Below are 21,754 nucleotides of genomic sequence, written 5' to 3'. Positions count from 1 at the left end.
CTCAGATGCTCCCGATCTTTTCGCGGTTCTTGTCGATCCAGGCTTGCAGCTCTTGGTCGCTCATCCACTCGGTGTTGTTGTCGCTGGCGTAGACGAAGCCTTCCGGCACTTGCTTGCCGTCCTTAATGCGCTTCTCGCAAGTGGCCCAGTCGTTGATCACCGGCAGGATCTTGAAGTGCTCGGGGTACTCATAGGTGTAGTGGGCGTCCTCCGCGCTGATCATCTGCTCATGCAGCTTCTCGCCGGGACGAATGCCGACGATCTCCTGACGCGCATCCGGCGCGACGACTCGCGCCAGGTCGGTCACCTTCATGGAGGGTATTTTCTTCACATAGATCTCGCCGCCTTCCATGTCCTCGAAGGCATGCCAGACCAGCTCGACGCCCTCTTCCAGGGAGATCATGAAACGGGTCATGCGCTCGTCGGTGATCGGCAGCACGCCCTTGTCCTTGATCGACATGAAGAACGGGATGACCGACCCTCGGGAGCCCATGACATTGCCATAGCGCACCACCGAGAAGCGGGTGCCGTGCTCGCCGGAGTAGGAATTGCCCGCCACGAACAGCTTGTCGGAAGTCAGCTTGGTGGCGCCGTACAGGTTGATCGGGCTGCTGGCCTTGTCGGTGGACAGGGCGACGACGCCTTTGACCTTCTTGTCGATGCAGGCATCGATCAGGTTCATGGCTCCAAGTACGTTGGTCTTGACGCATTCGAACGGGTTGTATTCGGCGGTCGGCACAATTTTTGTGGCAGCGGCGTGAACGACATAGTCAACGCCATCCAAGGCACGATACAGGCGCTCCTTGTCTCGCACATCGCCAATGAAGAAGCGCACGCGCTTGTCGCCCTGAAACTTCTTGGCCATGTCCCACTGTTTCATCTCGTCGCGCGAGAAGATGATGATCTTCTTCGGGTTGTATTTGGCCAAAGTCATCGGCACGAAGGTGTTGCCGAAGGAACCAGTGCCACCGGTGACGAGGATGGTTGAGTTTTCGAACATGCGAGAAATACCTTTTCTAAAGATCAACGCTCAGGTCAATGTGAATAATACTGCGCAGGGGTCAGCCTGAAGAAGGCATACGATTTTCCAAGCGCCATGGTGAGGAATGCCAGGCAGAGGCCGAACGGAATTGCAATCTGCGGCCAGCTTAGCGAAAAGAGCCAAGTTGACAGGACGAAGACGACCAAGCCGGCTAGATGGTTCTGAACAATCGGGCGATCCTGCCCCTGGGCATAAAGGCCGTAGTGCGGGATCATGCCCAATGCGAACAACAACGTGCCTAACAGGATCCAGGGAAACATCGCTTGCTGCTCCACATACAATGGCTTATCCAGCCACAACAGCAAAGGACCGATCAGCAGGAGCGAAGCAACCGCGAAGCAGCCGGAGACCCCCACTGTCTGCACTGCGAGACGCTTCATCTCACGACGAAACCCCTGGGGGTCGGCTCGCTGAAACAAGGTGATTAGTTTCGGATAGCTGAAGGCGAACACCCCCGCATCCAGGAAGGACACCATGGCATTGGCAATGCCCATGAACAGCACATAGGCACCCAACACCTCAAGCCCGGCCAGCGCCTCCAGCCAGTAGCGATCCAGCGTATACAGGCCTCGCAGGGCCAGGGTGGCGATCAGGAGAGGAGCCGCAATCCTGATGCCCCGCCCAATCCAGCGCCAATCCACCTCGCTTTGCCAGCCGGATATTTCCAAGCGCGCCAGGCGCCAGAAAGCCAGCAGGACGGCCAGCAGCCCACCCAGGGTCCAGGCGCAGAGAATCGCCTGCAGAGTCTGCAGTTCCGGCCAGACGAACATCAACGCCACCACTACTACCCCCCAGGCCCCGGAGCGCAGGAATAGTACGACGCTAGCCATCAGCTGGTCAGATATCGCGATCAGCAAACGCATGAGCTCCTGATTCATGTGCTCAAGCACCAACAATGCGAAGAACCAGAAAGCCAGGTGCCACGGAAGGGTCTGTGTCACGAAAAGCAACAGCAGCAACGGGACAGACAGGGCGTAGAGAAGCAACGTGAGCGCCGCCTGACTCTTGAGCAAAGCGCCCCACTCGCACCGCTCACGCTTCAGAATCTCCCGAGTTGTAAAAGTGTAGAAGTCCAACCCGAGCAGATACAGGGCATAACCAACAGTTACCGATAACAGCCCATACAGCCCCAGCTCTGCCGGCTCAAGGAACCGGGCCAAGAAGAAGATCAACAGAAACTTGCTGCCCAAGGTTAAGCCCCGGAGCGCAACATTGAGCAGACGATGCGGAATCATGGTCGAGTCCCGTACTCCCTGGAGACCCTTCTAAGAGAACGCTTACCGCCCCCTATAGGCTCCACTCGATTCAAGCCCGCCTGTTGAGAACCCAACGAATCAAGGCAACGAACACCCCGAGCATCAAGCCCAACACGCCAGCCACCGCCAAGATCATCAGCTTCTTGGGCTTGGCCGGCCTGTCCGACTGCACTGCCACCTCGTCCACGCGCACCAGCTTGAGACCGGAAAGATCAAGCTTCATGGCCTTGAGCCGAGACTCTTCTTCCTTGTACTTGGCCAGTTCGACCAGGAAGAGATCCTCTTGCTCGCGCGCCTCCAATACTTCTATCTGTCGATTGTGCTCGAGCAGCTGAAGCTCTTTGGCAATTTCGGCCATGCGCGGCTCGGTGAAGTCGTCGGAGCGTCGCTGCTGCAAGACTTTACGCTCGGCCTCCAGCGCCTCGGTACCCATGAAATAGAGCGGGATCTGCTGGTTGTTGACCTCGGTGCGAATGACGTTCCCCCCGCCCTCTCGCCCGGCATCACCAAGGGCCGTGGGAGTTGTGGGCTTGCGAATGCCGAGGCTGTCGGCAATGCGGATGGCCTCGTCGAGTTGTGCGATTCGATTGAGGCGGCGCGTGCGACTGTGCTGACGAAGGGCTTTCAGCTCGTCTCTCAGCTTGGCGCGCTTGAGGCTGTCCGCCTCGGCCAACTGGGCGATCTTGCTTGCCTTGTCTGCCTCGTAACTGGCACGCGCTGCGTTGGTCTTGCGCTCCAACACTGCAAGCCTGTTGGCCAGAACCCCGTCAAAGTCAGCCGCAATGCGTTGACGCTCCAGCTCAATCGCATGCTCCACCAACCCATTGACGATTGCGACCCCGTCGATGGACTCCGGATACAGCAGCCGAACCCCGACGAAGTCGCTCAGGTTGTTGGGCTTCTTGGGATCGGGCTGCAGCAGTTTGAAACGCCCCTCATTGAACTCTCGAAAGACCTGATCGAGAGGGCGCCCCTCGGCCTCAAGCCCCTTAAACAGCTCCCGATTAGCCTCGAAAAAACTCTTACGGGTCTCGTAGGATTCCAGGGCCGCCCCCACCTTACGCAAGGCAGCCTCCGGTGTGAGCTCATAAATTTCAGTGCTGTTCAGCTCATCCAGGTCCTTGGCATAGGCCGGGCGAAGCTTGCTTTGGGCCTCATACTCGGCGGCGGCCAGCAACACATAAGCCAGCGCAACGGCGATAACGCTTACCGTGGCAGCGATAATGAGTATTTTTTGCCGCCATAAGCCCGCCATCAAATCCAGCAGATCGATCTCATCGGCTGGCGGATACATGGGAAGGGAGGGCTGATTCATTGGAACTCCAAATTTTCCGGCATGGCTGTCCCTAAGCACGTCATCCTAATGCCAGATAAACATCTAGCGGCCCGAGCAATACCAAGCGGATTCAGCCTGAGCTGAGAGAGGCGGGAGTCGCATCTACCTGAGCTTGCGCCCTTGGAACTAGCCCGATCGGTAGCCTGCCAAACATAGGTTAAGAACCGCTTTCCGATGGAATCGAGAAACGGAAAGCCTGTGATCTAGTGCCGAATTTTACTTTCCGTTCAGCTTTTTACAACCCTTGACAGCAAGCGCCTCACGCTTCCCGACCAGGACACGGGATCGCCAAACCGCTTTCGCCCTTTATCCACCCAAGCATCCACGCCAAATCCTCCAAGGCGTTCTTGCTGCGATACTCTGCCCCCAACCAGCCAGCGTAGCCGATGCGCTCCAGGGCCTGAAGCATGCTGTCAAACCTCACCACTCCACTACCCGGGGCTCCGCGCCCCGGGCAGTCGGCGAACTGCACATGGCCAATCCCTTCTCCCAACAGTTCTATCGCGCGCTCGGGGGCAATGCCTTGTCGGGCCATGTGATAGATATCCAACTGAGCCTTGCAGTTGGAGTGCCCCACACGATCAAGCAGATGAGCCATGTGCTCCGGCGTATTGACCAGGAATCCCGGCATGTCCAAGGGATTGATGGCCTCAACCAATACCTTTATGCCTAGCGGCTGAAACGCCTGCGCGGTTTTTCGCAGATTATCCACTAAGGCCTCCAGCGCATCCTCCCTAGCTGCATCAGCGGCCAAGCGCCCCGGCAGCACATTGACGCACAGCGGGCGGACCACGGCCGCGTAACTCAAGGCCTCCTGCAGGGCCGCATCGAAGTGCGCCTGGCGCGACGGCACCGCCGCCAGCCCGGGGCCGCCACTCATCAGGTCACCCGCGGGCAAATTGATCAGTACCAGCGGCATGGCACAGCGCGCCAACTCTTCCCTCAATGCGGCCGCTGGCAGCTCGTAGGGAAATTGAATTTCAACTCCATCAAACCCCGCAGCCGCCGCTGCAGCCACGCGCTCAATCAGGGATGACTCGGTGAAAAGCATGGACAAGTTGGCGGCAATCCTCATTGCTGCTCCTCCCGATAAAGCTGCACCAGGGTAGCAGGGTCGCGCTCAAGCCATCCCTGGCTGCCATGCAGGCGCATCAACTGCGCCGCCAGACCGCTCATGGGCGTCGCCCCGCCCTGCTCGCGCGCCAGCTTGACCGCAGTATCCAGGTCCTTGAGCAGGGTGCGCACATGCCACTTGACCGGCTCGAAGCGGCTCTCGGCCATCTGCGGCGCCAGAATCTGCAGAGGCTTGGAGTCGGCAAAGCCGCCACTCAGGGCCTGCGCCAGCAACGCGGCATCGACCCCGGAACGTTCCGCCAGGCCGACCACTTCGGCGATCACCAGGGCATTGCAGGCCACCAGCATCTGGTTGCAGACCTTGGTCACCTGGCCCGCGCCGACCGCGCCCATATGGGTCAGGCGCTGGCCCAGATGCATCAACAGCGGGCGCACCCGCTCCACATCCTCGGCACGCCCGCCGGCCATGATCGCTAAAGTACCCGCCTCGGCTCCCGGCGTGCCGCCGGACACCGGAGCATCAACCCAGCGCATGCCGCTGCGCGCTTCCAGTTCGGCAGCCATCTCACGGGTCGCCGCCGGCTCCAGGCTGGAGAAGTCGACCAGCAACTGCCCAGGACGGGCACGCTCGACAATGCCTCCGGCCCCGAAAACCACCTGGCGTACCGCCGCGGTGTCGGCCAAGCACAGCATCAGCACATCGGCCCGCTCACAGAGTCGGGCCGGGGTCGACACGATCTCGGCACCGGCTTCCTGCAAGGGCGCACACTTATCCAGCGAACGATTCCACACACTGAGCGGGTAGCCGGCCGCCAGCAGGCGACGGGTCATGGGCAGCCCCATCAAACCTATGCCGGCGAATCCAAGCGAGGGTAGTACCGGGGCCACAGCGAACTCCTTAGCAAAAGCAACATGGCATTCTATATCCGTCCCGAAGAAAGCAAAGAAGCCGGTCATTGACCGGCTTCTTTGCTTTCTTCGGGCTCTAGTTCACGCTCAACTTGGCGCGATTCTTCTCCAGGGTCGCCGGCCCTATGCCTTTGACTTCCAACAACTCGTCCACCGAGGCGAACGGACCATTGCTGTTACGGTGATCGACAATGGCCTGCGCCTTGACCTGACCGATACCGACCAGCTCGGCCTCAAGGGTGGCTGCATCGGCGGTATTGAGGTTGATCAGGCCGCTCACCTGTTGCACCTGCTCGGTGACGCTGGCCGCGGGCTGGCTCGTCTCGGCGGCGGAGACATTGAAGGACAGTACGGCAAGGCAGGATAACAGCAGTACGGCGAAGGGTTTCTTGCTCATGGGGCGAAGCTCCTTGTCATGGATGGAACGTGAACTTCCCGATCACGCCCGGAGAAAGCTAGCTATCGCCATGGAGCTGTCAAACCGCCACTACCGGGGTTCTGTGCGTCGCTGCACATGCATCCAGTCGACTATTTCACCTTCCGGCGCATAACCACTCACCGTCTCGCGCAAGAGCTGCCGGACACGGTCGCAATCATCATGAAGCAAAGCCGTCAACATGCCATCGAGCACCACCTTCAGCGACTCCCAAGAGAGGTGCTCCTCGCTCGCGCGCATGATCATCGGATGGCAGGTCGGACTGACGTTATCGCCGATCAGCAACTCCTCATAGAGTTTCTCTCCTGGACGCAGGCCAGTGAACTGAATCTCGATATCACCCAATGGGTTGCGTTCAGAGCGGATACTGAGGCCCGAGAGATGGATCATCTTCTCGGCCAGTTCGAGAATCCTGACAGGCTGCCCCATATCCAGAACGAAGACATCGCCCCCCTGCCCCATGGCGCCGGCCTGAATCACCAGCTGCGCCGCCTCGGAAATCGTCATGAAGTAGCGGGTGATGGAGGGGTGAGTGACGGTTACAGGACCACCACGCTTGATCTGCTCGCGAAACAGGGGAATGACGGAGCCCGATGAGCCCAGCACGTTGCCGAAGCGCACAATGGTGAAATGGGTCTTGTGAACCTGGTGCACGCCAAACTGATCCCGGAATAGCAGAGGCGCGGATTCGCGGCTCAGCGCCTGCAAGACCAACTCGGCCAGACGCTTGGTGCTGCCCATGATATTGGTTGGGCGCACCGCCTTGTCGGTGGATATCAGGACGAAGTGCTCAACCCCAGCCTTCAGTGCAGCCTGGGCGGCGCTCAAGGTGCCGAAGACATTGTTGCGCACCCCTTCGGCAATGTTGTGCTCGACCATCGGCACATGCTTGTAAGCCGCGGCGTGGTAGATGGTATGCACACCCCAGGCACGCATCACCTCGAGCAGATGTTCCTGCATGCGTATCGAGCCGAGGATTGGCACCAATCGAATGGGCAGGGACTCGCGACGGATGGTCTCCTCCAACTCTCCATGAACACTGTAGAGATTGAACTCGGCATGTTCGAACAGCACCAGAGTGCGCGGCTGACTACCAATAAGCTGGCGACACAGCTCTGAGCCGATGGAGCCGCCAGCCCCAGTCACCATCACCACCTTGTCGCGGATGCAGCGCTCGAAAAGCTCCGCCTGCGGAGGAACAGCATCGCGACCCAGTAGGTCAGCGATATCGACCTCCTGGATATCGTCGACCCTGACCCTGCCGCTGGCCAGGTCCATGATGTCTGGCACCGAACGGACATGCAGCGGAAAGGTCTCGAGAAACTGCAAAATCTCCTTGCGCCTCGCCCGGCTGGCCGAAGGAATCGCCAGAAGGACTTCCTGAGCCCCGGTCTCCTCGATCATCTGCGCGATATGTTTGGGTTTGTACACCTTGAGCCCGGCGATCACCCGGTGAGCAATACTGCTATCGTCGTCGATAAAGGCCACCGGGCGCATCGCCCGCCCCATACGCAGAGCAGCCACCAAGTGGTTGCCGGCCGTGCCCGCACCGTAGATGGCGACTCCGGGCAGCCCGTCGTCCCTGGAAGAAAAACTCATCGCGGCACGCACGTTGAACCAATCCCCCATGAAGTACTGGCGCATGAGCAGGCGCAGCCCCCCGGCGAGGAACAGGCTCAACCACCAGTAGTTGAACACCAACGAGCGCGGCACCACAGCGGGAGCCCCCTTGTGCCAGTAGACCAGCAACGCAAGCAGCAGCGCCGAAACGGTGACCGCCTTGAAAATAGTCATCAAGGCATCATTGCCCAGGTAACGCAGTACCGCGCGGTACATACCGGAACGGATATAAATAGGGATAGCAACCAGCGGCGCCGCAGCAAACAGCCACAGATAATCGCCCAGAGGATTGATCAGCCTGTCCGACCCCCAACGAACCCAGAACGCCAACCACAGCGACATCCAGCACAACAGGATATCCGCGCTGACCTGCAGCAGCCGTTTATAGCGGCGCGGCCACCCTAGCAGCCATAAGCGCATACTCATAGGCTTCGTGCCTCGTTAGAAATCAGACTACCCTGCAAGGCCTGCACGGTACCTCAGAACCAAACAGACCAGAGGCGCATAGGCTAGCGGCACAGCCAGCCAGATGGCTCCCCCCCAAACCACCCAGATGGCCAAGGGCATCAACCAGCCCAGGTTGATCGCCGCCACGCCCAGGGAAACCGGCAGATGTCGCCCGAACCGCCTGGCCGCATGCTGGTATGCGTGGCTCCGATGAGCCTGATAAACCCTCTCGCCACGCATGAAACGGCGCATCAGCGTGACGCTGGCATCGACCAGAAAGACCCCTAGCATAATCAACCAGGACCAGAGCAGCCTGGGCTCCAGCCAGGCCATTTGCACGGAAATCAACCCCAGGGTCAGCCCGAGAAAGCCACTGCCCGAATCCCCCATGAAGATCTTGGCAGGGGGAAAGTTCCAAAACAGGAAGCCGCCAGCTGCAAGCGCCAGAATTGCCGGCAGTACCGCAAGTTGCCAGTTGTCGATGAGGATGCACATCACGACTGCGGCCAGGCAAGTGGTCACGGCCTCGATGCCGGCAATACCATCTATGCCGTCCATGAAATTGTAGAGATTGAGCAGCCACACCAAGTAAAACAGCCCCAGAACGGCGCCCAGTCCCCCTAGATCGAGACGCGACTCGCCAAGCTGCAAGACAGGCAGGCCACCGAGCCAGTAGAGCCCCCACCCCGCGGCCAGAAAATGAATCAACAGGCGCCAACGCGCGGGAACATGACCATGATCGTCGAGAAAACCGATCAAGGCCACCAGAGCACCGCCGCCCAGAAGTGCGATAACCGAGCCTAGCGGCAGCCAGCCCACGAACCAGGCGACCGGCAGCGCCAGCAGAAAGCTCACCACTATAGCCATGCCTCCACCACGCGGAGTCGGCACGCTGTGAGAGCTACGCTGATTGGGCAGATCCATGATATTGCGTCTCAGCGCATAACGACGCAGGCAACCTGTCATCCCCCAGGACAGCAGCAATACGGCCGGCAAAAGCCATCCGAGGGTCAGCATGCCCTTCTCCGCAAGAAGTCGTCGGCGGTCCGCTGCAAGGCCCTCCGCACACTGACGGGAGGGGCCCAGCCAAGCAGTTCGCAGGTCTTTCCAATATCCACCTGCAGCGAGCCGTACAAGCGCTGCAGCAGGGCATCGCGCCCGGCAAGCTGCAACGCTCTGCGCAGCAGGGGGGATGCCCCCCCCCAGAGACGGGCAGGTCTGTGCAACGCGGCGCCCAGGCGCAGCAATAGCTCGCTGGTCGACAGATCCTCACCATCGCTGACCAGAAAGACCTGATTATCCGCTGCGGGGTGCTCTATGCAGCAGGCCAGGAGATCGACCAGATTATCCAGGGCCACCAGACTACGGCGGTTATCTATCCCACCTAATGGCAGCGGCACCCCCTTCGCCAACCATCTCATCATGCTGAGAAAGTTGGCGCGCACCCCAGGCCCATAAACCAGCGGCGGGCGCACGATGACCACCCCCATTCCCGTTTCGCGCGCAATCTGCAACAGACCCCGCTCGGCCTCGAACTTGGAAATGCCATAGGGATCCGCCGGAGCTGGCTCCATATCCGCCGTGAAAGGCAGGCCCGGCGGACTCGACTCGCCATTAACCTTGATCGAGCTCAGGAACACAAAGCGCTGCACCCCAGCGGAAGCCGCCGCCTTGGCCAGTGCCAGTGTGCCCGTGACATTGACCCGCCGAAACACGGCCAAGGGCTCTGAAGCACGCTCATGCATCACATGCACGCGCGCCGCGGCATGCACGATCGTGGAGAGCCCCTGCAACTGTCTGGGCTCCACAAGACACTCCTCCAGATTGCCCAGGGGCATGTACTCACGCCGACTCCGCTCTGATATATCCGGCAATCTACGCACACCGGCAACAGCCTGAATCCCTGGCACGTCGTCGAGCCTCTTCAGCAAAGCGGCCCCCACGAAGCCGGAGGAGCCAGTCACTAGTACTCGCCTCATCACCACAGACTCAGATCAAACTTCTTCGCCGCGGGAGCGCAAGTCCGTAAGGCCAGGAGCAGAAGCTGTAAGTGACTCAATCGGATCTGCTGCCCTTGAACCGCCCCAAGCGCAGAACTCGCAGAATCGCGACGCTGAGGATTCCCAGCACGAAAGCCAGAATCAAAAAAATGGAAAAAGGCAGCTCGGGCGTAGCCCAGTGCAGGAAGTGAAACTGGGTGCGCTGCGGATTCTGCAGAATGAGCAGCAATATTGCCGCACCAATCAGCAGCAAAACCAAGAGACCGATCAGGCGTTTGACACTGTCCAGCATATTCAGCTCCTTGCGAGCCGTGCCAGCAGCTCACTCCTCATCGTTGACGCGATCACGCAGTTCCTTGCCCGGCTTGAAGTGCGGGACATACTTGCCATCCAGACGCACCGATTCGCCGGTCTTGGGGTTGCGCCCCACGCGCGGCGCGCGGTAATGCAGGGAAAAGCTGCCAAAGCCACGAATCTCGATGCGATCGCCGGTCGCCAGAGCCTGGGACATCTGCTCCAGCATGGTCTTGATCGCCAGCTCCACGTCCTTGGACGAGAGCAGGCCCTGATGGCTGACGATACGCTCGATCAATTCCGACTTGGTCATGGTTTTCCCTTCTTTTTCAAGCGGCTAGATCACCTAGTAAGGTGTTTTTAGCACGCTTGCAGGGCTTTGAATAGCCCGCTGTCAAGAGGGGGAAAGCGCAGAAACGAAAAGGGGCGACCGAAGTCGCCCCTTTTTTCCGATGAAGCAGAACTTAGTTCTGGTTCATCTGGGCACGGATCAGATCACCGATGGTGGTCGGACCAGTGCTTTCGGCTTCCTGCTTGTTACGCAGCTCTTTCATCGCGTCCTTTTCGTCTTCGACGTCTTTGGACTTGACGGACAGGCTGATAACGCGGGACTTGCGGTCGATGCTGATGATCTTGGCTTCGACTTCGTCGCCTTCCTTCAGCACGTTGCGGGCGTCTTCGACGCGGTCGCGGCTGATTTCGGAAGCCTTCAGGATGCCTTCGATGTCGCCACCCAGGCTGATCACGGCGCCCTTGGCGTCCACTTCCTTGACGGTACCGCGCACGATGGTGCCTTTCTCGTTCAGGGAGGCGTAGTTGGAGAACGGATCGTCTTCCAGCTGCTTGATGCCCAGGGAGATGCGCTCACGCTCCGGATCGACGGAGAGGATGACGGTTTCCAGCTCGTCGCCCTTCTTGAAGCGACGCACGGCTTCTTCGCCGGCTTCGTTCCAGGAGATGTCGGACAGGTGAACCAGACCGTCGATGCCGCCGTCCAGGCCGATGAAGATACCGAAATCGGTGATCGACTTGATGGTGCCGGAGATCTTGTCACCCTTGTTGAACTGGCTGGAGAAGTCTTCCCACGGGTTGGACTTGCACTGCTTGATGCCCAGGGAGATACGACGACGCTCTTCGTCGATGTCCAGAACCTGAACTTCCACTTCGTCGCCGACCTGAACGACCTTGGACGGGTGGATGTTCTTGTTGGTCCAATCCATCTCGGACACGTGCACCAGGCCTTCCACGCCTTCTTCCAGCTCGGCGAAGCAGCCGTAGTCGGTCAGGTTGGTGACTTTGGCGGTGACACGGGTGCCTTCCGGATAACGGGCCTTGATGGCGACCCACGGATCTTCGCCCAGCTGCTTCAGACCCAGGGAGACGCGGTTGCGCTCGCGGTCGTACTTGAGGACCTTGACGTCGATCTCGTCGCCAACGTTGACGATCTCGGACGGGTGCTTGATGCGCTTCCAGGCCATGTCGGTGATGTGCAGCAGGCCGTCTACGCCGCCCAGGTCAACGAACGCACCGTAGTCGGTGAGGTTCTTGACGATACCCTTGACCTGCTGGCCTTCCTGCAGGGATTCCAGCAGGGCTTCGCGCTCGGCGCTGTTCTCGGCTTCCAGCACGCTGCGACGGGAAACGACAACGTTGTTGCGCTTCTGGTCCAGCTTGATGACCTTGAACTCCAGCTCTTTGCCTTCCAGGTGGGTGGTATCACGCACCGGACGGACATCGACCAGGGAGCCCGGCAGGAACGCGCGGATGCCGTTGACGTCAACGGTGAAGCCGCCCTTGACCTTGCCGTTGATAACGCCCTTGACCACTTCCTCAGCATTGAAAGCGGCTTCCAGAACCAGCCAGGACTCGGCACGCTTGGCTTTCTCGCGGGACAGCTTGGTTTCACCGAAGCCGTCTTCCACTGCGTCCAGCGCAACGTGGACTTCGTCACCGACCTTGATGGTCAGCTCGCCTTGTTCGTTGAAGAACTGGTCGAGCGGGATGACGCCCTCGGACTTCAGGCCGGCATGTACGGTGACCCAGTCACCGTCGATGTCGACCACGATGCCGGTGATGATGGCACCCGGCTGCATGTCGAGGGATTTCAGGCTTTCTTCAAAAAGTTCTGCAAAGCTTTCGCTCATGTTGATTCCTGTTGATCAAGGGCGGGGATTCGCCCAAACCACACTCCAGACAATGTGGGTTCGTTCATGTAAAAAGAGGCCTGCGGGACTATGACTGGTCTCCCGCATGCCTCCTTGCGAGCCTCTCGACTTAAGTCAGCCGTGGCTCATTCACCCGGCGAGATCGCGGCTGGCGACCTCGCTGAGAATTCTTTCCAGCACCTGCTCGATGCTCAGTTCGGTGGAATCCAGCTGGATGGCGTCGGCCGCCGGCTTCAGCGGAGCCACCGCGCGCTGCATGTCGCGCTCGTCGCGCGCACGAATCTCGTCTAGCAGACTCGGCAGGCTAACACCTTCCACCTTGCCTTTCAACTGAAGGTAGCGGCGACGGGCGCGCTCCTCGGCGCTGGCGGTCAGGTAAATCTTCAGCGGCGCGTCGGGAAACACCACGGTGCCCATGTCACGACCATCGGCCACCAGGCCCGGCGCTTCGCGGAAGGCACGCTGGCGCTGCAGCAGGGCCTCGCGCACGGCCGGCAGGGAGGCGACCATGGAGGCGCCGGCGCCGACCTGCTCGTTACGGATGGCGTCGGTGACTTCCTCGCCCTCGAGGATGATGCGCTTGTCGACGAACTGCACGTCCAGGTGAGCGGCCAGGGTCTTCAGCGCTTCCTCGTTGGTCAGATCGATGCCGTGGTTGCCGGCGGCGAAGGCCAGCAGGCGATACAGGGCGCCGGAGTCCAGCAGTTTCCAGCCCAGCTTGTTGGCCAGCAGGCCGGCGATGGTGCCCTTGCCCGAGCCGCTCGGCCCGTCGATGGTGATCACCACGGCGCTCATTTGCCTTCCTCCGCCACGCGGATGCCGGCCTGGGCGGCCAGACCGAGGAAGTTGGGGAAGGAGGTGGCGACGTTGGCGCAGTCGTGGATGCGGATCGGCGCCGATGCGCGCAGCGAGGCGACGCTGAAGGACATGGCGATGCGGTGGTCGCCGTGGCTCCACACCTCGCCGCCACCGATGGCGCCGCCTTCGATGACGATGCCGTCCGGGGTCGGCTCGGCCTTGACGCCCAGGGCGATCAGGCCGTCGGCCATCACCTGGATGCGGTCGGACTCCTTGACCCGCAGCTCCTCGGCGCCGCGCAGCACGGTGCGGCCCTCGGCGCAGGCGGCGGCGACGAACAGCACCGGGAACTCGTCGATGGCCAGCGGCACCAGGTCCTCGGGAATGTCGATGCCCTTGAGCCGGGCACTGCGCACGCGAATATCGGCCACCGGCTCGCCACCCACTTCGCGCTGGTTTTCCAGGGTCAGATCGGCGCCCATCAGCTTGAGGATGTCGATCACCCCGGTGCGGGTCGGGTTGATGCCGACGTGCTCCAGCACCAGCTCGGAACCTTCGGCGATGCTGGCGGCGACCAGGAAGAAGGCCGCCGAGGAGATATCCGCCGGCACTTCGATATGGGTAGCCGTCAGCTTGTGGCCGGACTCGACCGTCGCCACATTGCCGTCGACCTCGACCGGGTAGCCGAAGCCGCGCAGCATGCGCTCGGTATGGTCGCGGGTCGGCGCCGGCTCGGTCACCCGGGTTCTGCCGGCGGCGTAGAGACCGGCCAGCAGCAGGCAGGATTTGACCTGGGCACTGGCCATCGGCATCTCGTAGCTCATGCCGCCGAGGCGACGACCGCCGCGAATGGTCAGCGGCGGACGACCTTCCGGACCGGTCTCGATCAGCGCACCCATCTCGCGCAGCGGCTTGGCCACGCGGTTCATCGGGCGCTTGGACAGCGAGGCGTCGCCGGTCAGCACGGTGTCGAACGGCTGAGCGGCGAGCAGGCCGGAGAGCAGGCGCATGGAGGTGCCGGAGTTGCCCAGGTAGAGCGGCCCGGGCGGCGGCTTGAGGCCGTTGAGGCCGACGCCGTGAATGGTCACCTTGCCATGGTGCGGGCCTTCGATCACCACGCCCATGTCACGGAAGGCCTGCAGGGTGGCCAGGGCGTCCTCGCCTTCGAGGAAGCCTTCCACCTGGGTCACGCCTTCGGCCAGCGAGCCGAGCATGATCGAGCGGTGCGAGATGGACTTGTCGCCCGGTACGCGGATGCGGCCGGAGAGCGAGCCACCGGGATTGGCGAGGTAGATCAGGTCGTTCGAGTGCATGGCGTCCACATAGGCCCTGCGGGCCAGGATTTTGCTGAAATGCTCGCGGGCATGGCGGGCGCGGGTGAACACGCCCAGCAACTGATGCCCGTCCCCTGCGTCGACCGCTTCGCGCAGGGCGTCGAGGTCGTCGCGAAACGTGTCGAGGGTGCGCAGCACCGCCTCGCGGTTGGCGAGGAAGATGTCGTGCCACATCACCGGATCGCTGCCGGCGATCCGCGTGAAGTCGCGGAAGCCGCCGGCGGCATAGCGGAAGATCTCCAGGTTCTCGCTGCGCTTGGCCAGCGAGTCGACCAGGGAGAAGGCCAGCAGGTGCGGCAGGTGGCTGGTGGCGGCCAGCACCTGGTCGTGGTGCTCCACCTCCATGTGCTCCACGTCGGCGCCCAGCGCGCGCCACAGGCGATCGACCAGCGCCAGTGCCTCGGCATCGGTGGAGTCCTGCGGCGTCAGAATCACTTTATGGCGACGGAACAGCTCGGCATTGGCGGCTTCCACGCCGCTCTGCTCGGAGCCGGCGATGGGATGGCCCGGCACGAAGCGCTCGACCCTGCCGTCGAAGGCCAGGCGCGCGGCGCGCAGCACATTACCCTTGGCGCTGCCCACGTCGGTGAGCACCGCATCGCCCAGCTCGCACTGGGCCAGCTGAGCCAGCACTCTTTCCATGGCCAGGATAGGCACCGCCAGCTGGATCACCGCGGCCCCCTGACAGGCGGCGGCCAGCTCGGTCTCGCAGCGGTCGACCACGCCCAGCGCTACGGCCAGGCGCCGCGACTCGGCGTCCAGGTCCACGCCCACCACCTCGTCGAACAGCCCCTTGTCGCGCATGCCCTTGGCGAAGGAGCCACCGATCAGGCCGAGACCCACCACCACCAGGCGGCCGAGCTTGCCGGGCGCTCGCTGCAACGGCAGTGCATCAGCCACGGAGAATCTGCTCCAGCGCTTCGAGGAAACGGGTGTTCTCCGCTTCGGTGCCGATGGACACGCGCAGGAAGCTCGGCATGCCGTAGCCGGCCACCGGCCGCACGATGACGCCGGCTTGCAGCAGCGCCTGATTGATCGGCGCCGCATCGCGGGCGAAGTCGACGGCTATGAAGTTGCCCTTCGATGGAATCCAGCTCAGCCCCAGGCGGCGCAAGCCCTCTTCCAACTGCGCCATGCCGGCATCGTTGCTGCGCCGGCTGGCCGCCAGGTAGTCGGCATCGTCCAGTGCGGCGCAGGCGGCGGCCAGGGCCAGGCTGTTGACGTTGAACGGCGCGCGCACGCGGTTGAGCACATCGGCCACCTGCGGCGAGGAGAGCGCGTAGCCGACGCGCAGCGAAGCCAGGCCGTAGGCCTTGGAGAAGGTGCGCGAAACCAGCAGATTGGGGTAGCGCGCCAGGTAGTCGAGGCCATCGGGCAGCTCGTCGCCTTGCGCGTACTCGATATAGGCCTCGTCCAGCACCACCAGCACGTTCTGCGGCACGCGGGCGAGGAAGGCCTCCAGCGCATCGGCGCCGAACCAGGTGCCGGTCGGGTTGTTGGGGTTGGCGACGAATACCACGCGGGTGCTTTCGTCGATGGCCGCCAGCATGGCCTCCAGATCGTGGCCGTGGTCCTTCGCCGGCACCACCTTGCCCTGGGCACCGACCGCCTGGGTGGCGATGGGATACACGGCGAAGGCGTACTGGCTGAACACCGCGTTCAGCCCCGGAGCCAGCCAGGCACGGGCGACCAGGTCGAGAATGTCGTTGGAGCCGTTGCCCAGGGTGACCTGGGCCGGCGTCACGCCGCAGCGCGCGGCCAGCTTCGACTTCAGTTCGAAACCGTTGCCATCCGGATAGCGGGTCAGCTCGGCCAGCTCGCCACGAATCGCCTCCAGCGCCCTGGGCGAAGGGCCCAGCGGGTTCTCGTTGCTGGCCAGCTTGACGATGCCGGCGGGGTCAAGGCGCAGCTCGCGGGCCAGTTCATCGACTGGCTTGCCCGGCACATAGGGCGAGAGTTTCTGCACGCCCGGCACGGCCAGGGCTAGGAAATCACAAGTCATAGCTACAAGCCTCAAGCTGCAAGCCACAAGTCAGAAGCCGCGCGTCGATCCGCCTGCAGCTTGAGGCTTGCAGCTTGCCGCCGCTATTCAGAGTACCGCCTTCGGATAGGAACCCAGCACCTTCAGCGCCACGGCTTCCTGATTGATCTTTTCCAGCACGTCCTTGATCAGCGGGTCCTGGTGGTGGCCGACGAAGTCGATGAAGAACACGTAGGTCCACTTGCCGCTGCGCGACGGGCGGGTCTCAATGCGGGTCAGGTCGATGCCATTGGTGTGGAACGGCACCAGCAGCTCATGCAGGGCGCCCGGCTTGTTGCGCATGGAGACGATGACCGAAGTCTTGTCGTCGCCGGTCGGCGGCACTTCCTGGCTGCCGATGATGAGGAAGCGCGTGGAGTTGTCCGGGCGGTCCTCGATCTTCTCCTGCAGCTTGGTCAGGCCATAGAGGTTGGCCGCCATATCGCCGGCAATCGCGGCGGAATTCCACTCGCTCTTCACCCGCTTGGCCGCGTCGGCGTTGCTCGATACGGCCACCCGCTCGACGTTGGGGTAGTGCGCGTCCAGCCACTTGCGGCACTGCGCCAGGGACTGGGCGTGGGAATAGATGCGGGTGATCTTGTCGGTCTTGGTGGTATCGCCGACCAGCAGGTGATGGTGAATGCGCAGCTCCACCTCGCCGCAGATCACCATGTCGTGCTCGAGGAAGCTGTCCAGGGTGTGGTTGATCGCGCCCTCGGTGGAGTTCTCCACCGGCACCACGCCGAAGTTGACCGCGCCGGCGGCGACTTCGCGGAACACCTCGTCGATGGCGGCCATCGGCACGCTGATCACCGAGTGACCGAAGTGCTTCATCGCCGCGGCCTGACTGAAGGTGCCTTCCGGGCCGAGGTAGGCGACCTTGAGCGGCTGCTCCAGGGCCAGGCAGGAGGACATGATCTCGCGGAACAGCCGCGCCATCTCCTCGTTATCCAGCGGCCCCTTGTTCAGCTCCATGATGTGCTTGAGCACCCAGGCCTCGCGCTCGGGGCGGTAGAACACCGGCTTTTCGCCTGCAGGCAGGGACTGCATCTTGACCCGCGCCACGTCCTGGGCGCAGCGCGCGCGCTCGCTGATCAGCTCGAGGATCTTCTCGTCGAGGCTGTCGATGCGAACCCGCAGCGCCTTGAGCTGATCGGCGTCGCTCATCAGCCGTGCTCCTTCTCGAATTCGGCCATGTAGGCCACCAGGGCCTCCACGGCGTCCAGGCCGGTGGCGTTGTAGATGGAGGCACGCATGCCGCCCACCGAACGATGGCCCTTGAGGTTGAGCAGGCCGCGCGCCTCGGCGCCGGCGAGGAAGGCCTTGTCCAGCTTCTCGTCGGCCAGGCGGAACGGCACGTTCATCCAGGAGCGCGCGTTGGCCTGGATCGGGTTGGAGTAGAAATCGCTGGCGTCGATGGCCTTGTACAGCAGGTCCTTCTTGGCCTTGTTGCGTTGCTCCATCGCGGCAACACCACCCTGCTCCTTGAGCCACTCGAAGACCAGGCCGGAGAGGTACCAGGAATAGGTTGCCGGGGTGTTGTACATGGAGCCGTTATCGGCGGCGATCTTGTAATTGAGCATGGTCGGGCAGACGCTACGGGCCCGGCCCAGCAGGTCCTCGCGGATGATCGCGACGACCAGGCCGCTGGGGCCGATATTCTTCTGCGCGCCGGCGTAGATCAGGCCGAACCTGGAGACGTCGATCGGGCGCGAGAGGATGTCCGAGGACATGTCCACCACCAGCGGCGTGTCGCCCACCTCGGGGACCCAGTCGAACTGCAGGCCGCCGATGGTCTCGTTGCTGGCGTAGTGCAGGTAGGCGGCATTCTTGCTCAGCTGCCACTCGTTCTGCCCGGGGATGGCGAAGTAGTCGTAGCCCTTGGCGCTGGCGGCGACGTTGACGTTGCCGAAACGGCGCCCCTCCTCGATGGCCTTCTTCGACCAGATGCCGGTCTCGATATAGTCGGCCACGCCGTCTTCCGGCAACAGGTTGAGCGGAATCTCGGCGAACTGCTGGCTGGCGCCGCCCTGCAGGAACAGCACCTTGTAGTCGTTGGGGATGCTCAGCAGGTCACGCAGGTCCTGCTCGGCCTTCTCGGCGATGGCCACGTACTCGTCGCTGCGATGGCTCATCTCCATCACGGAGAGGCCCTTGCCCTGCCAGTCGAGCATCTCGGCCTGGGCCCGTTCGAGCACGGCGGTGGGCAGCGCGGCCGGGCCGGCGCAGAAGTTATGGGCGCGTTTGCTCACTTCGACTCTCTCACTCTTCGCTATTGCCGGCATCCGCGCCTTCTTCGGCGACGGCTACCGCTTCTTCGTTCTGCTCGACGGTTTCGCCTTCCAGCTCTTCCTCGTCGCCACCGGAAGGCTCCTGTACCCGCTCCAGGCCGACCAGGGTCTCGTCCTCGGCCAGCTTGATCAGGATCACGCCCTGGGTGTTACGACCGGCGCCGCGGACTTCATCGACCCGGGTCCGCACCAGGGTGCCCTGGTCGGAAATCAGCATGATCTCCTCGCCGTCCAGCACCTGCACGGCGCCGACCAGCTTGCCGTTGCGCTCGTTGATCACCATGGCGATCACGCCCTGGCCACCACGACCGCGGCGCGGGTAGTCGGCCAGCGGGGTACGCTTGCCGTAGCCGCGCGCGGAGGCGGTGAGGATCTGCGCGTCGGCTTCCGGAATCAGCATGGAGATGATGCGTTGATCGTCGGCCAGACGCATGCCGCGCACGCCACGGGCCAGGCGGCCCATGATGCGCACCTTGCTTTCCTTGAAGCGGATCACCTTGCCAGCGTCGGAGAACATCATCACGTCCTTCGAGCCATCGGTGATGGCGGCGGCGATCAGCGAGTCGCCCTCTTCCAGCTTCAGGGCGATCAGGCCGTTGGAGCGCGGCTTGGTGAACTGGATCAGCGGAGTCTTCTTCACCGTACCGAAGGCGGTGGCCATAAAGATGTAGGCGCCGGTCGGCTCGTCCTGGCTGAAGTCGGAGTCGTCGCCTTCTTCGGCCTCATCCACCTCGACCACTTCGCCGGCCTGCTCGGCGACCACGTCGTCGTCATCGTTTTCTTCGTCGGCGAAGCGCGCACGCACGGCTTCCAGGTCGATCTGCAGCATGGCGGTGATGCGCTCACCCTCGTCCAGCGGCAGCAGGTTGACCAGCGGGCGACCGCGCGCGGTGCGCGAGGCCTCGGGAATCTCGAAGGTGCGCAGCCAGTAGACCTTGCCCTTGCTGGAGAACAGCAGCAGGGTGGCGTGGCTGTTGGCGACCAGCAGGTGCTCGATATAGTCCTCGTCCTTCACCCCGGTGGCCGACTTGCCCTTGCCGCCGCGACGCTGGGCCTGGTAGGCGGCCAGCGGCTGGCTCTTGGCGTAGCCGCCGTGGGAGATGGTGACCACGCGCTCTTCCTCGGTGATCAGGTCGGCGATGGTCAAGTCCATCTGCGAGGCCATGATCTCGGTGCGGCGGGCGTCGCCGAACTCGGCCTTCACTTTCTCCAGCTCTTCGCGGATGACTTCCATCAGGCGCTCGGGGCTGGTCAGGATGCGGATCAACTCGCCGATCTGCAGCAGGATTTCCTGGTACTCGGCCAGCAGCTTCTCGTGCTCCAGGCCAGTCAGGCGGTGCAGGCGCAGTTCGAGGATGGCCTGGGCCTGCTCCGGCGACAGGTAGTACTTGCCCTCGCGCAGGCCGTATTGCGGGTCCAGGTCTTCCGGGCGGCAGGCATCGGCGCCGGCGCGCTCGACCATGGCTTCCACCGCGCTGGATTCCCAGGCGGTGGCGATCAGGCGCTCCTTGGCCTCGGCCGGGGTCGGCGAGGTCTTGATCAGCTCGATCACCGGGTCGATGTTGGACAGGGCGACGGCCTGACCTTCGAGGATATGCCCGCGCTCGCGGGCCTTGCGCAGCTCGTAGACGGTGCGACGGGTCACCACTTCACGGCGGTGACGGACGAACACCTCGAGCATGTCCTTGAGGTTCAGCGTGCGCGGCTGGCCGTCGACCAGAGCCACCACGTTGATGCCGAACACGCTCTGCATCTGGGTCTGGGCGTAGAGATTGTTCAGCACCACTTCGCCGACTTCGCCACGACGCAGCTCGATGACCACGCGCATGCCGTCCTTGTCGGACTCGTCGCGCAGCTCGGTGATGCCTTCGATCTTCTTCTCTTTGACCAGCTCGGCGATCTTCTCGATCAGACGCGCCTTGTTCAGCTGGTAGGGCAGCTCGGTGACCACGATCTGCTGGCGGCTGCCGCCCTTTTCCATGTCCTCGACGGTGGCGCGGGCGCGCATGTAGATGCGCCCGCGACCGGTGCGATAGGCCTCGATGATGCCGGCGCGACCGTTGATGATGCCCGCGGTCGGGAAGTCCGGACCGGGGATGTACTGCATCAGCTCGTCGACGGTCAGCTCGGGGTTATCGATCAGCGCCAGGCAGCCGTCGATCACCTCGGACAGGTTGTGCGGCGGGATGTTGGTGGCCATGCCCACGGCGATACCGCTGGAACCGTTGACCAGCAGGTTGGGGATCTTGGTCGGCATGACCGCCGGGATCTGCTCGGTGCCGTCGTAGTTGGGCACCCAGTCGACGGTTTCCTTGTCCAAGTCGGCCAGCAGCTCGTGGGCCAGCTTGGCCATGCGCACTTCGGTGTAACGCATGGCCGCGGCGTTGTCGCCGTCCACCGAACCGAAGTTGCCCTGGCCGTCGACCAGCATGTAGCGCAGGGAGAAGGGCTGGGCCATGCGCACTATGGTGTCGTAGACAGCCGTGTCGCCGTGCGGGTGGTACTTACCGATCACGTCACCGACCACACGGGCGGACTTCTTGTAGGCCTTGTTCCAGTCGTTGCCCAGCTCGCTCATGGCATAGAGCACGCGGCGATGCACAGGCTTGAGGCCGTCACGCGCATCCGGCAGCGCCCGCCCGACAATGACGCTCATGGCGTAGTCGAGGTAGGACTGTTTCAGCTCGTCTTCGATATTGACCGGGAGGATTTCTTTGGCCAGTTCGCCCATA

At 62.5% G+C, this 21,754-nt stretch carries 18 protein-coding genes; all 18 read right to left on the bottom strand.

Features of this window, described 5'->3' with window-relative positions; translation table 11 throughout:
- Position 1: 1 nt before the first annotated feature.
- A complete protein-coding gene (gene pseB, locus AAFN46_RS04300; RefSeq protein ID WP_347807458.1) occupies positions 2–1,000 on the bottom strand; it encodes a UDP-N-acetylglucosamine 4,6-dehydratase (inverting) in 999 nt (332 codons plus the stop codon).
- A gap of 35 nt (positions 1,001–1,035) precedes the next feature.
- Positions 1,036–2,277, bottom strand: coding sequence for a hypothetical protein (locus AAFN46_RS04295; protein WP_347807457.1), 1,242 nt, complete (start codon positions 2,275–2,277; stop codon positions 1,036–1,038).
- Between the two features lie 70 nt (positions 2,278–2,347).
- Positions 2,348–3,613 (bottom strand): Wzz/FepE/Etk N-terminal domain-containing protein, encoded by a 1,266-nt coding sequence (locus AAFN46_RS04290; RefSeq protein WP_347807456.1) that lies wholly within the window; start codon positions 3,611–3,613, stop codon positions 2,348–2,350.
- A 280-nt stretch (positions 3,614–3,893) separates the two neighbouring features.
- Complete coding sequence (locus AAFN46_RS04285; RefSeq protein WP_347807455.1) at positions 3,894–4,709, bottom strand: TIM barrel protein; 816 nt, start codon at positions 4,707–4,709, stop codon at positions 3,894–3,896.
- Positions 4,706–5,596 carry an NAD(P)-dependent oxidoreductase gene (locus AAFN46_RS04280; RefSeq protein ID WP_347807454.1) on the bottom strand — a complete coding sequence of 297 codons (891 nt, stop codon included), beginning with the start codon at positions 5,594–5,596 and terminating at the stop codon, positions 4,706–4,708. Before AAFN46_RS04280 ends, AAFN46_RS04285 begins: the two co-directional genes overlap by 4 nt.
- Before the next feature lie 97 nt (positions 5,597–5,693).
- Positions 5,694–6,014 (bottom strand): ComEA family DNA-binding protein, encoded by a 321-nt coding sequence (locus AAFN46_RS04275; RefSeq protein WP_347807453.1) that lies wholly within the window; start codon positions 6,012–6,014, stop codon positions 5,694–5,696.
- 90 nt (positions 6,015–6,104) lie between these two features.
- Complete coding sequence (locus AAFN46_RS04270) at positions 6,105–8,099, bottom strand: nucleoside-diphosphate sugar epimerase/dehydratase (protein ID WP_347807452.1); 1,995 nt, start codon at positions 8,097–8,099, stop codon at positions 6,105–6,107.
- 27 nt (positions 8,100–8,126) lie between these two features.
- Entirely contained in the window at positions 8,127–9,134 is a 1,008-nt protein-coding gene (locus AAFN46_RS04265) for a glycosyltransferase family 4 protein (protein WP_347807620.1), read from the bottom strand.
- A complete protein-coding gene (locus AAFN46_RS04260; RefSeq protein WP_347807451.1) occupies positions 9,131–10,099 on the bottom strand; it encodes an NAD-dependent epimerase/dehydratase family protein in 969 nt (322 codons plus the stop codon). The genes AAFN46_RS04265 and AAFN46_RS04260 overlap by 4 nt, the downstream gene beginning before the upstream one ends.
- 76 nt (positions 10,100–10,175) lie before the next feature.
- Positions 10,176–10,412 carry a LapA family protein gene (locus AAFN46_RS04255; protein WP_347807450.1) on the bottom strand — a complete coding sequence of 79 codons (237 nt, stop codon included), beginning with the start codon at positions 10,410–10,412 and terminating at the stop codon, positions 10,176–10,178.
- Between the two features lie 30 nt (positions 10,413–10,442).
- Positions 10,443–10,727 carry an integration host factor subunit beta gene (ihfB, locus tag AAFN46_RS04250; RefSeq protein ID WP_252271384.1) on the bottom strand — a complete coding sequence of 95 codons (285 nt, stop codon included), beginning with the start codon at positions 10,725–10,727 and terminating at the stop codon, positions 10,443–10,445.
- 151 nt (positions 10,728–10,878) lie between these two features.
- Positions 10,879–12,558, bottom strand: coding sequence for a 30S ribosomal protein S1 (gene rpsA, locus AAFN46_RS04245; RefSeq protein ID WP_347807449.1), 1,680 nt, complete (start codon positions 12,556–12,558; stop codon positions 10,879–10,881).
- Positions 12,559–12,708: 150 nt separating this feature from the next.
- Positions 12,709–13,374 carry a (d)CMP kinase gene (gene cmk / locus AAFN46_RS04240; protein WP_347807448.1) on the bottom strand — a complete coding sequence of 222 codons (666 nt, stop codon included), beginning with the start codon at positions 13,372–13,374 and terminating at the stop codon, positions 12,709–12,711.
- Positions 13,371–15,611, bottom strand: a complete 2,241-nt coding sequence (locus AAFN46_RS04235; RefSeq protein WP_347807447.1) for a bifunctional prephenate dehydrogenase/3-phosphoshikimate 1-carboxyvinyltransferase — start codon at positions 15,609–15,611, stop codon at positions 13,371–13,373. Before AAFN46_RS04235 ends, cmk begins: the two co-directional genes overlap by 4 nt.
- Positions 15,604–16,713, bottom strand: a complete 1,110-nt coding sequence (hisC, locus tag AAFN46_RS04230; RefSeq protein ID WP_347807446.1) for a histidinol-phosphate transaminase — start codon at positions 16,711–16,713, stop codon at positions 15,604–15,606. Before hisC ends, AAFN46_RS04235 begins: the two co-directional genes overlap by 8 nt.
- Before the next feature lie 87 nt (positions 16,714–16,800).
- Positions 16,801–17,898 carry a prephenate dehydratase gene (gene pheA / locus AAFN46_RS04225; RefSeq protein WP_347807445.1) on the bottom strand — a complete coding sequence of 366 codons (1,098 nt, stop codon included), beginning with the start codon at positions 17,896–17,898 and terminating at the stop codon, positions 16,801–16,803.
- Positions 17,898–18,983, bottom strand: coding sequence for a 3-phosphoserine/phosphohydroxythreonine transaminase (gene serC / locus AAFN46_RS04220; RefSeq protein ID WP_347807444.1), 1,086 nt, complete (start codon positions 18,981–18,983; stop codon positions 17,898–17,900). Before serC ends, pheA begins: the two co-directional genes overlap by 1 nt.
- Positions 18,984–18,993: 10 nt before the next feature.
- On the bottom strand, positions 18,994–21,753 hold the full coding sequence (gene gyrA, locus AAFN46_RS04215; protein WP_347807443.1) for a DNA gyrase subunit A: 2,760 nt from the start codon (positions 21,751–21,753) through the stop codon (positions 18,994–18,996).
- Position 21,754: the final 1 nt, after the last annotated feature.

Source organism: Pseudomonas sp. CAU 1711 (assembly GCF_039888625.1).
GTDB lineage: Bacteria > Pseudomonadota > Gammaproteobacteria > Pseudomonadales > Pseudomonadaceae > Aquipseudomonas.
Note: the sequence above shows the minus strand (reverse complement) of the source record. Positions and strands in the feature narration are given on the sequence as shown.